Source organism: Providencia sp. R33, assembly GCF_019343475.1.
GTDB lineage: Bacteria > Pseudomonadota > Gammaproteobacteria > Enterobacterales > Enterobacteriaceae > Providencia.
Window position 1 is genome coordinate 40,409 of record NZ_CP072454.1, and the last position, 16,224, is coordinate 56,632.

Sequence of the window (16,224 nt, forward strand, 5' to 3'; positions counted from 1 at the left end):
CAAGGAGTGCTCGTGGACACCCATCCAAAGCATCTGCCGGCCGATGAACGTCGTGCCGTAACTGTCGAGTCCGTCGTGGCGCTTGCCGGTTCACAAAACCCAAGCGAGATAACCACTGCAGCTATCGCTAAACACATGAACTTGACCCAGGGTGCGCTGTTTCGGCACTTCCCGAACAAGGAAGCCATTTGGCAGGCGGTCATGGAGTGGGTAGCAGAGCGCCTATTAGCCAGAATCGATCGATCCGCACAAGGAATCGAGTCGCCCTTGGCAGCCATGGAGGCGATGTTCATGAGTCATATCGAATTCGTAGCTGAGCACCCAGGCGTGCCAAGAATGATGTTTGGTGAGCTTCAGCGTGCCGAATCGACACCGGCCAAGCGCATGGTGCAAACCTTGATTCAGCGCTACGGCGAACGTTTGCATCGTCTCATCGAGAAAGGCAAGGCCAGCGGCGAGTTGTCTCCCTCGCTTGACAACGAGGCGGCGGCAACGCTGTTCATTGGCACGATCCAGGGCTTGGTCATGCAATCGCTGTTGGCGGGTGATGTGGGACGTATGCACCGCGATGCGCCGCGCGTCTTTGCAATTTATCGGCGTGGCATAAGGAGTGCGCAATGAAAAAGTTACCCTTGCAAGGCCGCACCCTGGCACTGCTTGCCGTCATCATTCCTTTGCTGGTGCTTTTTATTTATGTCGGTCTGCGATCAGGGCCGCTCGCCCCGGTCGCTGTGACGGTGGCAAGCGTGGAATCAAGGGCTATCACACCGGCGCTGTTCGGCATCGGCACGGTGGAGGCGCGCTACACCTACAAGATCGGGCCGACGTTTGCCGGGCGCGTCAAACGCCTGGAGGTGCATGTAGGCGACCAGGTCAAGGCCGGACAGGTGCTCGGCGAGATGGAGCCGGTCGACCTTGATGATCGGGTGCGCTCACAGGAGTCTGTATTCAAGCGGGCGGAAGCGGCTTTGCGCGAGGCAGAAGCCCGGCAAGCCTACGCGCAAACCCAGGCGCGCCGCTATGAGCAATTGTTTGCGGTGCGCTCGACCAGCGAGGAAATCGTCACCACCAAGCGGCAGGAACTGCAGATCGCCGATGCCGCCCTATCCGCCGCTCGGGAAGATATTGCCCGGGCACGCTCCGACCGCGAAGCACTCGTCGCGCAGCGGAGCAATCTGCGCCTGATCGCGCCGGTCGACGGTGTAGTCGCCGTGCGCGATGCCGATCCCGGCACGACCATCGTCGCGGGCCAGGCCGTGGTGGAAGTGATCGACCCCAAGAGTTTGTGGATCAATGTGCGCTTCGACCAGATCAGCGCATCGGGGCTGGCTGGGGGGCTGCCGGCTCATATCGTCCTGCGTTCGCGTGGTGGCCAGACCTTGAAAGGTCGCGTGCTGCGGGTGGAACCCAAGGCCGACGCGGTAACCGAGGAAACGCTTGCCAAGGTGACATTCGATAACAAACCAGAACCTTTGCCACCAGTGGGTGAACTGGCCGAAGTCACGGTTGACTTGCCGGCGCTCCCGGCCGCTCCACTGATCCCCAACGCTGCCGTCCAGCGTGAGGGCGACAAAGTCGGTGTCTGGCAAATCGTGGATGGTGATCTGCATTTCTCCCCGGTCAAGCTCGGCACTTCCGACCTCAATGGTTACGTGCAGGTGCGCGAAGGGCTCAAGAATGGGGACCAGGTTGTGACCTATAGCGAAAAGGCACTGACGGCGCGCAGCCGCATCCATGTGGTCGAGCATATCCCGGGAGTTTCACGATGATCAGCCTGGCCGGCCGCGACATTCTCCATGCCTGGGGGAAATTCGTCTTCACCGGCATCGGTCTGGGTCTGCTGATCGGCGTCACCCTAGTCATGGCTGGGGTGTACCGAGGCATGGTGGACGACGGCAAGGCGTTGCTCGACAACAGTGGCGCTGACCTTTGGGTGGTGCAAAAGGATACTCTGGGTCCTTATGCGGAGTCGTCCAGCCTCAACGATGACGTGTATCGCGCCATTCTCGCCATGCCGGGAGTCTCACAGGCAGCGAACGCGACCTACCTGACCATGCAGGTACGCAAGGGCGAGAGTGATGTACGCACCATGGTGGTCGGCATCGCGCCCGGTGCGTTGGGGGCTACACCCGGATGGCCTCCTTATCTCGTCGCTGGACGCCAGATCACGCGCGGTCACTACGAGGCTGTGGCCGACATCGCCACCGGCTTCAAACTGGGAGATCGTCTTGCCATTCGCCGCAATCATTACACCGTCGTGGGGCTGACACGGCGCATGGTGTCGTCCAGCGGCGACCCGATGGTATTCATTCCGCTCAAAGATGCCCAGGAGGCCCAGTTCCTCAAGGACAACGATGCCATCTGGCAAAGCCGGCGTCGCACCGAAGCCAACCCGGTCTTCAATCGACCCGGTGATCCAGGTTTGCTGGATGCCGTGATTGCTTCACAGAGCAGCAACGCGTTCGTCAATGCCGTGCTGGTCACTCTGAAACCTGGTCATGCGCCGGACGAGGTTGCCGAATCCATCCAGCGCTGGAAGCGTTTGACGGTCTACACCCGGGCACAGATGGAAGACATCCTCGTCGGCAAGCTGATCGCCACCTCGGCCAAGCAGATCGGCATGTTCCTTGTGATTCTGGCCATCGTTAGCGCGGCCATCGTTGCCTTCATCATCTATTCGCTGACGATGGACAAAATCCGTGAGATCGCGGTGTTGAAGCTCATCGGCACACGCAACCGAACCATCGCCGCGATGATCATGCAGCAGGCGCTCGCCCTGGGCGTGATTGGCTTCGTGGTCGGCAAGATCACAGCCACCTTTTCAGCACCGGCTTTTCCAAAATATGTCCTGCTCACGCCAATGGATTCTGTCGCCGGTTTTTTTGCCGTGCTCGTGATCTGCGTTCTAGCTAGCCTCGTCGCCATTCGCATAGCACTCAAGGTCGATCCGGCCGAAGCCATTGGAGGTTGAGATGAGTGGCAAAGGGATACACATCGAAAGTTTAAGCAAGCGGTATGGCGATGGTGACACCGCTGTCTTTGCCTTGAGAGACGTGAATATGCATGTTGCGCCTGGTGAAGTGGTGGGACTGATCGGCCCTTCCGGGTCCGGCAAGAGCACGCTGCTCAAGTGTCTGGGTGCGGTGATCGAACCGACCGCCGGTCGCATGACGCTGGGCGATGAAGTGATCTACGCCGATGGCTGGAAAGTCCGCGACCTGCGCGCCTTACGGCGTGACAAGATTGGTTTCGTTTTCCAGGCGCCGTACCTGATTCCGTTTCTCGATGTCACCGACAACGTGGCGCTGCTGCCGATGCTTGCAGGCGTCGCGAATGGAGAGTCGCGCGCGAAGGCACTGGAATTGCTCACAGCGCTTGATGTGCAACACCGAGCTCGCGCAATGCCCTCGCAACTCTCCGGTGGCGAGCAGCAACGGGTCGCCATCGCGCGCGGACTGGTCAATCGTCCGCCGGTGATCCTGGCCGATGAACCCACTGCGCCGCTGGATTCCGAGCGCGCCATGGCTGTAATCCGCATCCTCAACGACATGGCCCGGAAGTTCGAGACCGCCATCATCGTCGTCACCCATGACGAAAAGATCATCCCCACATTCAAGCGCATCTACCACATCCGCGACGGCGTGACCCATGAGGAAGCTGGCGAAGGGCGGGAGTTCGAATGAGAGAACGATTGAATTACAGGAGAATTTCATGACCCACCGCAAACACAGCCACGCATTTGGAACTATCACCCTGACCGTTACGGCCTGCCTGCTTTTATGGGGTTTTCAGTTGCCAGCTTGGGCTGGTGACGCTACCCAGGTTGAGCCACTGGCGCTACGCAAGATCATGCAGGAACTCGGGCGCAACATGCAGGCTATTACCGGTGCGATTTCGCAGGAGGAATGGGTTCAGGTCGTTCAGCTCGCCCCAAAAGTTGCTGCACACCCCGAGCCACCGCTTACTGAAAAAATGCGCATCCTTGCTTACCTCGGCGCTGATGCGACCAAGTTCAGAAACTTTGACGCGCAGACTCACGAGGCGGCGCTGGCCATGAAGCTGGCTGCTGCGAGCAGCGACGGCAAGGCGGTGATCCAATCATTCGCCCACGTGCAGGAAAGCTGCTTGGGCTGCCACCAAGCTTTCCGTAAACCTTTCGTGGAGCATTTTTATGGAGCACGCTAAAACATGCCAGCGCCCCATCAGTCTCGAAAGACGGCTTGCGGCAACTTACCTGATAGCTGGTCTGGTCACCGCCGGTCTGGCCGGCTGTGCCGCCGGCCCTGATTTTCAGCGTCCCACCGCACCCGATGTGGCTCGCTACACTGCAACACCGGTAGCTGATAGAACCGTGTCCGCTCCCACGCAGTTCGGCGAAACACAACGTCTAGTCGAAGGGCTTCCGATCGAAACGCAATGGTGGCAAAGCTTGGGTTCATCCGCACTCGACGGACTGATAAACGAAGCTTTCCATGTCAGCCCGACGCTGGCGAGCATCAGCGCCAATTTGCGACAGGCGCAGGAGCTTCTTGCCGCACAGGCGGGCTCGACGCAATATCCACAGGTAGATGTCGCACTGGGATCTCAGCGCCAGCAAATGAGTCCCAGTAGCCAAGGGTTGAGCGGAGACGCACGTCAATTCAGCCTCTACAACGCCAGCGTTGGCGTGCATTACAACCTCGATCTGGCTGGCGGCAACCGGCGCGCACTCGAAGCCTTGGCTGCTCGCGCCGACTACCGTCGCTTCGAACTGAATGCTGCGCGCCTGGCCCTTGCCGGCAACATAGCAACCGCTGCCATTACCCGAGCACGCCTCGCCGCGCAACTAGAAGCCACTACTGCCATTTTGCGCGTGCAGGATGAGCAACTGCGCCTAGCCCATGAACGCGTGCGTATCGGTCAGGCCTCACCTGATGAAGCGTTGAGCCTACAAGCTCAGGCGGAGCAAACGCGGGCAGAACTGCCTGCGCTGCGTAAACAACTGCAACAAACCGAACATCTACTGGCGGTGCTAGCCGGTCGTGCCCCAGGCACGGGTGGCATCCCGGCCTTCACTCTGGCCGATTTCACTCTACCCGTCGAGATGCCGCTCGTCGTGCCCTCAGAACTGGTGCGCCGCCGACCGGATATCCAGGCGTCAGAGGCGCTGTTGCATGCGGCCAATGCAGACTATGGTGTGGCTGTCGCCAAGCTCTACCCACAGATCAACCTGAGCGCCAACCTTGGTTCTCAGGCGCTGACCACCGGTGCCCTGTTCGGTGGTGGCTCGGCAGTGTGGGGCCTGGTTGCGCAGCTCACCCAGCCTCTTTTTAATCCAGGGCTACCCGCAGAAAAAAGAGCGGCGCTCGCCGCTTTTGATGCCGCCGTAGCCAATTACCAGAGCGTCGTATTGGAGTCTTTGCGTAACGTCGCCGACACCCTGCGCGCGGTGGAAAGCGATGCACAAACTTTGACTGCCCTCGCTGCCGCTGATATGGCTGCACAGGCCTCCTTGCAGTCGGTCGAGCGGCAATACCGGCTGGGCGCGGCCAGCTACCTGCAACTGCTCATCGCGCAGCAACAGACACAGTCAATCCGGATCAATATGATTGCGGTCCAGGCACAACGCCTAGTCGATAGTGTTGCTTTATATCAGGCCCTGGGAGGTGGTGTCAGTTAAGACTATGCCCTAACCTGATGTCAGATGTTGAGCACAAACAACGTCAGAGTAGAGTGTGAATTTATATTTATTGACACATTCAGCCAAGGGTAATAGATTTCATCCTGACATTTTTACCTTTGGAGGCATCTTGCAAGGTCAACGTATCGGCTACGTCCGCGTCAGCAGCTTCGACCAGAATCCTGATCGACAACTGGAACAAATAGAAGTCGGCAAGGTATTCACCGATAAGGCTTCAGGCAAGGACACACAACGTCCCGAACTTGAAAGGCTGCTGGCCTTCGTCCGCGAGGGCGACACCGTGGTGGTGCATAGCATGGACAGGTTGGCACGCAACCTTGATGACCTGCGCCGCATCGTCCAAGGGCTGACACAACGGGGCGTGCGCATGGAGTTCGTCAAAGAAGGGCTGACGTTCACCGGCGAGGACTCACCGATGGCCAATCTGATGCTGTCGGTCATGGGAGCCTTTGCTGAGTTCGAGCGCGCCCTGATCCGCGAACGTCAGCGCGAGGGAATCGTGCTGGCCAAGCAGCGCGGTGCCTACCGGGGACGAAAGAAATCGCTGAACAGCGAACAAATTGCCGAGTTGAAACGGCGAGTTGCGGCAGGCGACCAAAAAACCTTGGTGGCCCGTGACTTCGGCATCAGCCGCGAAACCTTGTACCAGTACCTGCGGGAAGACTGACCATGCCACGCCGCTCAATCCTGTCCGCCACCGAGCGCGAAAGTCTGCTGGCACTGCCAGATGCCAAAGACGAACTGATACGGCACTACACGTTCAACGAAACCGACCTGTCGGTGATCCGTCAGCGTCGCGGCGCCGCGAATCGATTGGGCTTCGCCGTGCAGCTTTGCTACTTGCGATTCCCTGGCATCTTCTTGGGCGTCGATGAACCTCCATTTCCGCCCCTGCTGCGCATGGTGGCCGCACAACTCAAGGTGCCGGTGGAAAGCTGGAACGATTACGGCCAGCGCGAGCAGACACGGCGGGAGCACTTGGTCGAGCTGCAAACGGTGTTTGGATTCAAGCCCTTCACCATGAGTCACTACCGGCAAGCCGTGCATACATTGACCGAACTGGCCTTGCAAACAGACAAAGGCATTGTGCTGGCCAGCACCCTTGTTGAAAACCTGCGGCGGCAGAGCATCATCCTACCCGCCATGAATGCCATCGAGCGCGCAAGCGCCGAGGCCATTACCCGTGCCAACCGGAGCATCCATGCGGCATTGGCCGATTTCTTGATACCTGTCCATCGCCAGCGCCTGGACGAACTGCTCAAGCGCAAGGATGGTAGCAAAATGACGTGGCTAGCGTGGCTGCGCCAATCGCCCGCCAAGCCGAACTCGCGCCACATGCTTGAACACATCGAACGCCTCAAAGCCTGGCAGGCGCTTGACCTACCTGCTGGCATCGAACGGCAGGTACACCAAAACCGCTTGCTCAAGATCGCCCGCGAGGGCGGCCAGATGACGCCCGCCGACCTGGCCAAGTTCGAGTCGCAGCGGCGTTACGCCACCTTGGTAGCATTGGCCATCGAGGGCATGGCCACCGTCACTGATGAAATCATCGACCTTCACGACCGCATCATCGGCAAGCTGTTCAATGCGGCCAAGAACAAGCATCAACAGCAGTTCCAGGCTTCCGGCAAGGCGATCAACGACAAGGTGCGGATGTATGGGCGCATCGGTCAGGCGCTGATTGAAGCCAAACAAAGCGGCGGCGATCCGTTCGCCGCCATCGAAGCGGTCATGCCGTGGGACACCTTCGCCGCCAGCGTCACCGAGGCGCAAACGCTGGCGCGGCCTGCCGATTTTGATTTCCTGCACCATATCGGCGAGAGTTACGCCACGCTGCGCCGCTATGCGCCGCAGTTCCTGGACGTGCTCAAACTGCGCGCCGCGCCCACCGCCAAGGGTGTGCTCGATGCCATCGACGTGCTGCGCGGCATGAACAGCGACAGCGCGCGCAAGGTGCCCGCCGATGCGCCAACCGCATTCATCAAGCCGCGCTGGGCAAAGCTGGTTCTGACCGACGAGGGTATTGACCGGCGTTACTACGAGTTATGCGCCCTGTCGGAGCTGAAGAACGCACTGCGCTCTGGTGATGTTTGGGTGCAGGGTTCGCGCCAGTTCAAGGACTTCGACGAATACCTGGTGCCGATCGAGAAGTTCGCCACCCTGAAGCTGGCCAGCGAATTGCCACTGGCCGTGGCCACCGACTGCGACCAATATCTGCATGACCGACTGGAATTATTGGAGGCGCAACTCGCCACAGTCAACCGCATGGCGGCGACCAACGACTTACCGGATGCCATCATCACCACTGCATCGGGCCTGAAGATCACGCCGCTGGACGCAGCGGTGCCAGACGCCGCGCAAGCCTTGATTGACCAGTCGGCGATGTTGCTGCCGCACCTCAAGATCACCGAGTTGCTGATGGAGGTCGATGAATGGACGGGCTTCACGCGCCACTTCACACACCTGAAGACCGGCGACATGGCCAAGGACAAAACCTTGCTGATGACGACGATTCTGGCTGATGGTATCAATCTTGGGCTCACCAAGATGGCCGAGTCCTGCCCTGGCGCCACCTACGCCAAGCTGTCTTGGCTGCAAGCCTGGCACGTTCGCGACGAAACCTATTCGACGGCGCTGGCCGAGCTGGTGAACGCACAGTTTCGACAACCCTTCGCCGGAAACTGGGGCGACGGCACCACGTCATCGTCGGACGGCCAGAACTTCCGAACCGGCAGCAAGGCAGAGAGCACCGGGCATATCAATCCGAAGTATGGAAGTAGCCCTGGGCGGACGTTCTATACCCATATCTCCGACCAATACGCGCCCTTCAGCGCCAAGGTGGTCAACGTCGGCTTGCGCGACTCGACCTATGTGCTCGATGGCCTGCTGTACCACGAGTCTGACTTGCGTATCGAGGAACACTACACCGACACGGCGGGCTTCACCGATCATGTGTTCGGCCTGATGCACTTTCTGGGATTCCGGTTCGCGCCGCGCATCCGCGACCTGGGCGACACCAAGCTGTTCATTCCCAAGGGCGATACTGCCTACGATGCACTCAAGCCGATGATTAGCAGCGACAGGCTGAACATCAAGGCTATTCGCGCTCATTGGGATGAAATCCTACGGCTGGCCACTTCGATCAAGCAGGGCACGGTGACGGCCTCGCTGATGCTGCGCAAGCTCGGCAGCTATCCGCGCCAAAACGGCTTGGCCGTCGCCCTGCGCGAGCTGGGGCGCATCGAGCGCACGCTGTTCATTCTGGATTGGCTGCAAAGCGTGGAGCTGCGCCGCCGCGTCCATGCGGGGCTGAATAAGGGCGAGGCGCGCAACGCGCTGGCCAGGGCGGTCTTCTTCTACCGATTGGGTGAAATCCGCGACCGCAGTTTTGAGCAGCAGCGCTACCGGGCCAGCGGCCTCAATCTGGTGACGGCGGCCATCGTGTTGTGGAACACGGTCTATCTGGAGCGTGCCACCAGTGCTTTGCGTGCCCACGGCAAGGCGCTGGACGACACGTTGCTGCAATATCTGTCACCGCTGGGGTGGGAGCATATCAACCTGACCGGCGATTACCTATGGCGCAGCAGTGCCAAGGTCGGTGCGGGGAAGTTCAGGCCATTGCGACCGCTGCCACCGGCTTAGCGTGCTTTATTTTCCGTTTTCTGAGACGACCCCTTAATCAACTTTTTCGCTGTGCCACGCGTGCCATGCTCAAACATGCCAAGCGTCTTGGGCTCGAAATTGGCATTTTTTGTGCGCTACATACTTATGGTCGCCAGCTCAATCAACATCCGCACATTCATTTGTCGGTGACCCGAGGCGGTCTCACGCAATATGACACCTGGAAACCCATTTTCTTTAAAAAGAAAGACGTCGAAAAGGTCTGGCGCAGTGCCGTCATTCGGCTCCTTCGAGACAGCTATTTTCAGTTACAACCCAATAAATTGCCTGGCTTTGGGCATATTCGAGATTACCCAACGTGGTGTCGTTACCTCAATGCCCAGTTTCAGCGTTATTGGAAAATCCATTTTGCTAAAAAGACTCGAGGCGCTTGGCACGATGTGAAATATCTGGGCCGATACCTAAAACGTCCTCCCATCTCAGCGTCTCAGTTGAAACACTACAGCGGGGGCACCGTGGTTCATCATTACTATGACCACCACAGCCAACAATATCGACGACAGACCTTATCCCAAGAAGAAATGATACGACGTTATGTCAGTCATATCCCTGCGCGGCATTTTAAGATGATCCGCTATTACGGTTTTTTAGCCAATCGCAAACGTGGGCGCTTATTACCTAAAGTGTATGATGCGCTGGATATAACACATCCTAACGTGCCTGAAAAACCGGGGTTTGCGACCCTTATCAAAGGTTTTTTAAACACAGATCCCTATCAATGTATTTTATGTGGAAACCGACTGCGGTTTATGAGTGCGGAAAAAGGCATACATGCAGTCACTTTATTATCAGAAAGACGAGATAAAATGGCTAAAAAACGATGGTTACAAACCGCAGCCTAGGATCAGTGTGCCTATAATTAGGCTTTTAGGTCATAATTAAAACTAATTACTGTTCTCATGGTTAATCAACGAATAAACGATCAGAATTTAATAGAAATATAGCACTCAAAACCCTCGATTCATGCGTCACTCCATTCATTGAGATTCCTAACCATCAAGATAGATTACACCGTTGATACATAGCCATATAAATATGCTAGACCATTAGATAGTCTCATTACCGGAGAATATTCTGAATGGGATTAAGTCTATTTGATTTAAACATAAACAATGAATTATCTCTTTAACGTGTTTTTTACATCATTGGCTCCAGATTTAGCACTGCACTTAGGAGCAATATTTGTTTTTTGTCTCAATAGATGCGATTACCACTAATTCTATTTGCCCGAAGGGCTGTAGACGGCAAATAATGTTACAAAGAAAGTTTAAGGTCAGGGCCGTCGAGACCCGCGTGAGCGGTTACAATGTGTTTAATGCCCCAATCCGCCCCCTGCCCTGGTTAAGCATAATAAAATTAAAACCGTAAAATTGTTTTTTGACCCTTTGAAAAACGCAGTGAGACGGGCAAGAGGCGTAGCCTCGATGAACGGCTGTAGCTGCGCGTTAAGGTGGCCAGCGGCCAGCTTTACGGGGGCAATGGCACCTTGCTGAAACTTTGTTTGAGCGGCAGCCATTTATGGCTTGTTAGCGAAGGCGTTATTGTTTTTATCTCTTTAGAGAGTGCGGCTTGAAAAAACAGAGCCGCATCTCCTTATTTATAAGGTCGTTTAGTTCAGAAGCTAAAAACGAATTTAACCATAAAAATTAGATAGTATTCGAAGTTAATTGAAGCAAACAAAATCATTCGAAGTTAGTCGATTAAATAAAGAACGAAAATGTTCGTGAGTACATCAGCTTGAAGAATTGAGGTGTTGATATAGTCATGCCGCCGCTCAAAAAACAGGCTGTTTAGATTTGGGTCAAACGAAACCACCGCCAGTCAAGGCGGTAAATTTAAGGGGATGAATTAGGAGTCGGGTAAGTGGTTAATATAATACAGGTAAATAGCTTGCCCTTGTATACTCGGATATAAGGCTTTCATTTCACGCTCAAACGCCATAACAGCCGCTAAAGGTTGTGTCACCTTCCAAGCTTCAAAACGGCGCCATGCAGTATGCTCAGGACTTTCTGGCGCTTCAAGGCTTTTGGCTAACGCTTTCTTTTCCTTCAGGGCCTTAGCAAGATGTTTCTTTTCTTGCTTGAGCGCTTCATCTTTCCCAATCACTAACGTTTTGAGTTTATCGAGCAGGTTACGAAGTTTATGCTTATCATCGAGTGATGCGACATTCGCGCGTGCGAGTCGCAGTACGTGCTGTGCGTACCGTTTTTGGTAACTCTCCTTTAACCCCTTCTTTTCCATCCAGCGATTAAAACTGGCCACGACTTCCCGCAGTTCCTGTTTGGAAAAACCCAGTCCATGAAAAAACTCCGGTCGTATCCAGATACGCATCGCTTTGTATTGTTTCGCTTCGATATCAAAATCGCGGTCAACAATAATGAGGTTAGCTTGCTCCCAGTCGCGTAGCGCGTGCAGTATTGGGTCATAACTTTTACGGCCACTGTCATAACGGTATAACTGGCCACAGAGCTCGGCCAATTTTTCCACGGAGCACATCACTTCAAACAGCGCGTCACTTTCAGGGTTATAATCCGCATAAGCAATCATGGCCATCGCGAGTGCATCAAACGTTTCTCGACGCTCTGAGCGCACCGATATCCGCTGCTTTCGGCTATAACGCAGCTGGTAAATATGGGGGTTTCGGTTCCAATCGTGACGTTTTAAGGCTGCTGCAAAACGGCGCACGGGGACCAATTGGGGGAGTTTACCCAAAAATTTAGGTACATAGTGGCGATGAATTTTCCCTAAAGAACAAGGAGGTAATGTGATTGTTTGGGTATTATCCATCCCTCCTGCCCCTTATGTTGCACAGAAGGAGTTGAATTTTTTTGCGCATAATTCTATACTCCCCGTAAGGAAAACAACAATCTTCCTAACAGAATTTCAATATGGCCCCTAGAAGTCTTTCCGTCAGCCAAGATAGAGAAGATTTTCGGGGGTTTCTGTTTTCAGAGGGAGATAACAATTCGCACCCACCTCTGATACCACCTTTAGTGTGGTAACGTGATCAAATGTCTTTTATACAATACACAACCTCATTTTTTTTCAAAAAAATCATTAATAAGAGATGTAATCGCTTTATCCAGTTGTTCCTGCAGTGGTTTCGGTACTCGGTTAAACTCATAGCTGAATCCACGATCTTTAATTCGTTTTCGAGCATATGTGTTCTTATCATCGAATGACCATAACGCAGTGACACTGACGGCATCTTGCTTTTTATTAGAAGCAAAATGGTCCGTAATATCTTTGAGTACCGTTAAAATAACGCGTTTTAATTCATCTGATGCAATTTTTTGATTTTCAATTAACTCATTGATTTTATTATTAACAGTCAAAATAATTGGATGATGGTCTAAATGTTTAGAATGGATCAACGATTCTATTTTTAATAAAAATTTATAATCAGAATAAGAAAGCTCAGCTTGGACCGGAAACAATGAAACAAGGTATTCTGGTACAGAAGCCGCCTGAATTGCCCGTGTCACTTTTGCTGTTGATAGCTTTTCATATAGCGCAATTTCTTTCTGAGACATTCCTTTATCACGTAATTGTAATAAACGTAGACCAATTTCTCTTAAATTGTGCTCTTTTGCTGTTTGAATTTCTGTTGCTAATTGCCTTGCATCCTCATTACTGATTTCGGAATCTGTAACTAAAATATTCAACCCAACATGACATAGCAGCGCGGCAGCACGACGTCGAGAACCATCAAGAATTTCAATTTTCCCTGCATTGCGATAGCCTATTGCAGGAAAAAATTGTTGTAATTTGATTGTCCGAGTAATGTCAATGAGTGAGTCTGGCGTCAATGCGTTTTGATCTCGACCATTAACTAAAAAGCGCACAAATGTTTTTTCTGCTAACTCATCAGCAGAAACATGTTCTAAATAAAAAATAGCCGATTTCCCAGATTTAAGTACAAATCGTTGAGAATATCGTTCTTGTTCATTTGAGGCTTGCACTGTAGGTGTCGCGCTTAACATTCTTCCAATCGTTTTTCTTTTAGCTTGCATAATAACCTCGGTTCATGCGAATGAATTCAACCCGATCAAATACAGCTTTTGCAAAATCCTCAGCAGCAATTTTTGCATTTTTTAGTGCTTCAGAACTCCCGATATATGTCGCAGGATTTGCTGAAATGACCGTATCAAACGATTCACCACAACGTTCAAAACCATCTAAACGAGGTAACGCAACATCTAACATATCTCCGCCAAAAATTTCTTTGGCTAAGCTATGGCATAATTTATGGTCTGTTTTGTTTACTAATTTTGACATAAAACCAATGTTACTAATTAAATTGACCTTTTCACCTGTAGATTCAATCAATTCAATTAGTTCAGGTAATCGTGTGAGGTATTTTAACGTCGAATGAAAGTCGACCTGTGCCGGCGGAACAGGAGTCATTAAAATATCTGCAGCGGCGATAGCATTAGATAAGAAAGCATCAAGGTGTGGACCACTATCAATAAAAATGAAGTCATAATCATTTTTCAATTTATGGATAATGTTATCTCGTAAAACCGTAAAGAAATTTTGCCCTGGTAAGTGTTCAGCACATAACAGTTCCCATTGGGATGCAATAAATGCATCTTCAATAGATGCAGGGATGACATCGACTCCTTGAACTACAGAAGACAAAACAAACTCAGTTAGCAATTCTTCGCGGGTCACATTTTGCAACATAGCTTGAGCCGCTGTCGTTTCAATCGAGCCAATAGATTGTTTATGATCTAAAAACATCGTTGCTGACGACTGAGGATCCAGATCAATCACTAGAATACGAAGATCCTCGGAAATTAAATGAGGATGGGTACGCAACGCATGAGCCAATGAAACGGTGCTCACAGTCTTTGAAACGCCCCCTTTTAAGTTGCCAATAAAAAAGGTGAAAGCCTCATTATAACGATCTCGATACTTTGGAACCCCACGATGGTGGTAGATATCAATAATATTTTGGATCGTCATGGCATATTTTTGCGATGAACCCGCTTGGCGTTTTTCGAATTGATACCCTTGCGCTTCCATTTCATTGACTGCATAGTCAACACTCGCGCGCGTTAATTTGGGTAATTTAGCCACTGCAGCTTTAGAATAAACCTGGTAATACGACGTCTCATTGAGCTCTTCTTTTTGGGATTGAATTTGGGTCGTCAACGACTGTAATAATCGCACAGCACGACTGGCAATTTTATCAAACTGATTATTTAGACTAACCACGCCATCTTCTCCCGTATGCAGCTTTATGAACTAAAGCTAATAATCTTACATAAAGGCATAGATGTAAACACTCTAATGTGTTTTTTTTCTCCTTTCGCAAATACATATCATAACACACTGATAAATAACGATTATTTTCTGTTTGTTGATTTGGATTTCATAGTGAAATCTCCATAATACAATTAATATTTATTCATTATTAAATTTTTTATATTTCAATATAAAATTTGAATACCATTAAAAATGAAATTTAATTATTGAATGAATTTAAAATCAATTAAAATTTAATCATATAATTTAATTTTTCGTTAAATTACTACTAGGAATGAAAAGAGTCTTTAAATGTAATTTTTAAGATATTTGCACCAATCATAAAACAAACATAACCAATTGATAATAAAAGATTTTATGATTGTATCTAAAGCTAATTTCATAGTGAAATCACCATGTTAAGATTTATCCTACACATATTATGGTTGCATTTTGTCTTGATCACCATCTTTCACAAAAATCGTTTTTTATCGAAAAGAAATATCAAAATGCATCATGGCATCAAGGGTAAAAATCTTTGTGTAAATGTCGGTTGAGCTGGCTTTTTTATGCCCCAAGTAGGCTTGAATAACCTTGAGGGGAACACCATTAAAAATCAAGTGCATCGCAAAACTGTGCCGAAAGGTATGACACGTGATGGGATCAACAACAAAAGCAGTGCCATTTTGCGTGGCAAGCTCAACCGCAGTCCGCAACCAATTTCGAACGGTGTTATCACTTTGTATCGGCCAAATTTGTGTCTGGTTTTTATACCGCATAGTCACAAAGTAGCTTTTCATTTGCTGAACATAATGACGGTCAAAAAGCGGAACAGCACGCTTTGTGATGGTCGGGGTTTTAACGAGTTCATCTCGTTTTGACGACTGTCGTTGTTTCAAGGTTTTCAAGACTACAAACGGCGTTTCAGCATCAAGATAAAAATCACCTTTCGTCAGTGCAAGAACCTCCTTGATGCGTGCACCGGTGTTCCACAATGTATCTATCAAAGTCCGCTGATGCAGATCAGGAATATAGTGCAATAATTGATTCACTTCTGGCGAAAGCAAATATTTTGGGCAATCTAATTCCGCGGCAATGGCGAGACTGCGCAATTGACGCGCTCGCTCTAAATGCCCTTCGGACAAAAGTGCCTGAGATTGACGACGCACAATCGCCCTCGCCGTTTCATTCTCTACCGGAAAAAAAACTGCCATAACATTCACCTCTACTGATTATATCTTATCAATACTATTTCAATACCTAACTATTATGTTAGTGATCATCAATAAGGTTATCGTCATTCCCCATTCTCTGACTCTGAGTCGAAAATAGAAGAGAGCGGCAACCTAAAAGGATCCTCATTTCGATCCTTTACTTTCGGTATTACGTTATTTTTTCCTTTATACCGCAATTAATTATTTCAATAATATACGGTAATAGTCAGTAACTCACAATATATAGGCCATATCCTTGATGTGATCACACAAGATAGGCGAAAATAAGATTGGCCTCTCTATTGCGGAAAATGACGCTAAAGCGCAATAATAAAAAACAAGAAGAATTGGTCAAAAAATAGGCTTCACAAAACTAATTAAGAGAGGATTTCTAACCAG

Annotated in this window: 12 protein-coding genes and 1 pseudogene; 9 read left to right on the forward strand and 4 right to left on the reverse strand. The window is 51.2% G+C overall.

What is annotated here, in order from left to right:
* Positions 1–12: 12 nt before the first annotated feature.
* From J6836_RS22210 to J6836_RS22250, 9 genes and pseudogenes are all read left to right on the forward strand, one after another.
* Positions 13–621: a TetR/AcrR family transcriptional regulator gene (locus J6836_RS22210; protein WP_004393990.1), complete on the forward strand. Its 609-nt coding sequence runs from the start codon at positions 13–15 to the stop codon at positions 619–621.
* The gene (locus J6836_RS22215; protein WP_016236501.1) at positions 618–1,769 is read left to right on the forward strand and encodes an efflux RND transporter periplasmic adaptor subunit; all 1,152 of its coding nucleotides are present in this window, start codon (positions 618–620) and stop codon (positions 1,767–1,769) included. The genes J6836_RS22210 and J6836_RS22215 overlap by 4 nt, the downstream gene beginning before the upstream one ends.
* Complete coding sequence (locus J6836_RS22220) at positions 1,766–2,971, forward strand: ABC transporter permease (RefSeq protein ID WP_022652303.1); 1,206 nt, start codon at positions 1,766–1,768, stop codon at positions 2,969–2,971. The genes J6836_RS22215 and J6836_RS22220 overlap by 4 nt, the downstream gene beginning before the upstream one ends.
* A gap of 1 nt (position 2,972) precedes the next feature.
* On the forward strand, positions 2,973–3,683 hold the full coding sequence (locus J6836_RS22225; RefSeq protein WP_004393997.1) for an ABC transporter ATP-binding protein: 711 nt from the start codon (positions 2,973–2,975) through the stop codon (positions 3,681–3,683).
* Between the two features lie 28 nt (positions 3,684–3,711).
* Positions 3,712–4,185, forward strand: a complete 474-nt coding sequence (locus tag J6836_RS22230; protein ID WP_003056106.1) for a cytochrome c — start codon at positions 3,712–3,714, stop codon at positions 4,183–4,185.
* The gene (locus tag J6836_RS22235) at positions 4,172–5,659 is read left to right on the forward strand and encodes an efflux transporter outer membrane subunit (protein ID WP_219249774.1); all 1,488 of its coding nucleotides are present in this window, start codon (positions 4,172–4,174) and stop codon (positions 5,657–5,659) included. Before J6836_RS22230 ends, J6836_RS22235 begins: the two co-directional genes overlap by 14 nt.
* Before the next feature lie 130 nt (positions 5,660–5,789).
* Positions 5,790–6,347, forward strand: coding sequence for a recombinase family protein (locus J6836_RS22240; RefSeq protein WP_001162010.1), 558 nt, complete (start codon positions 5,790–5,792; stop codon positions 6,345–6,347).
* 2 nt (positions 6,348–6,349) lie between these two features.
* On the forward strand, positions 6,350–9,322 hold the full coding sequence (locus J6836_RS22245) for a Tn3 family transposase (protein WP_139390404.1): 2,973 nt from the start codon (positions 6,350–6,352) through the stop codon (positions 9,320–9,322).
* Between the two features lie 32 nt (positions 9,323–9,354).
* Positions 9,355–10,203 (forward strand): annotated as a pseudogene (locus tag J6836_RS22250) (IS91 family transposase); the annotation flags it as partial.
* 1,006 nt (positions 10,204–11,209) lie between these two features.
* Here the strand turns inward: J6836_RS22250 and J6836_RS22255 are convergent.
* The 4 genes from J6836_RS22255 to J6836_RS22270 all read right to left on the reverse strand — a co-directional run bounded on the left by J6836_RS22255 (position 11,210) and on the right by J6836_RS22270 (position 15,825).
* Complete coding sequence (locus J6836_RS22255) at positions 11,210–12,148, reverse strand: RepA family replication protein (protein WP_219249776.1); 939 nt, start codon at positions 12,146–12,148, stop codon at positions 11,210–11,212.
* Positions 12,149–12,396: 248 nt separating this feature from the next.
* Entirely contained in the window at positions 12,397–13,374 is a 978-nt protein-coding gene (locus tag J6836_RS22260) for a ParB family protein (protein WP_219249777.1), read from the reverse strand.
* Positions 13,364–14,581 carry an AAA family ATPase gene (locus J6836_RS22265; RefSeq protein WP_210847315.1) on the reverse strand — a complete coding sequence of 406 codons (1,218 nt, stop codon included), beginning with the start codon at positions 14,579–14,581 and terminating at the stop codon, positions 13,364–13,366. The genes J6836_RS22260 and J6836_RS22265 overlap by 11 nt, the downstream gene beginning before the upstream one ends.
* Positions 14,582–15,099: 518 nt before the next feature.
* Positions 15,100–15,825, reverse strand: a complete 726-nt coding sequence (locus J6836_RS22270) for a tyrosine-type recombinase/integrase (RefSeq protein WP_219249778.1) — start codon at positions 15,823–15,825, stop codon at positions 15,100–15,102.
* Positions 15,826–16,224 lie beyond the last annotated feature (399 nt).

Coding starts and splice junctions, on each gene's coding strand:
- J6836_RS22220 (WP_022652303.1), top strand. CDS start 1,766: ATGATCAGCCTGGCCGGCCGCGACATTCTCCATGCCTGGGGGAAATTC.
- J6836_RS22230 (WP_003056106.1), top strand. CDS start 3,712: ATGACCCACCGCAAACACAGCCACGCATTTGGAACTATCACCCTGACC.
- J6836_RS22255 (WP_219249776.1), bottom strand. CDS start 12,148: ATGGATAATACCCAAACAATCACATTACCTCCTTGTTCTTTAGGGAAA.
- J6836_RS22225 (WP_004393997.1), top strand. CDS start 2,973: ATGAGTGGCAAAGGGATACACATCGAAAGTTTAAGCAAGCGGTATGGC.
- J6836_RS22235 (WP_219249774.1), top strand. CDS start 4,172: ATGGAGCACGCTAAAACATGCCAGCGCCCCATCAGTCTCGAAAGACGG.
- J6836_RS22245 (WP_139390404.1), top strand. CDS start 6,350: ATGCCACGCCGCTCAATCCTGTCCGCCACCGAGCGCGAAAGTCTGCTG.
- J6836_RS22215 (WP_016236501.1), top strand. CDS start 618: ATGAAAAAGTTACCCTTGCAAGGCCGCACCCTGGCACTGCTTGCCGTC.
- J6836_RS22260 (WP_219249777.1), bottom strand. CDS start 13,374: ATGCAAGCTAAAAGAAAAACGATTGGAAGAATGTTAAGCGCGACACCT.
- J6836_RS22270 (WP_219249778.1), bottom strand. CDS start 15,825: ATGGCAGTTTTTTTTCCGGTAGAGAATGAAACGGCGAGGGCGATTGTG.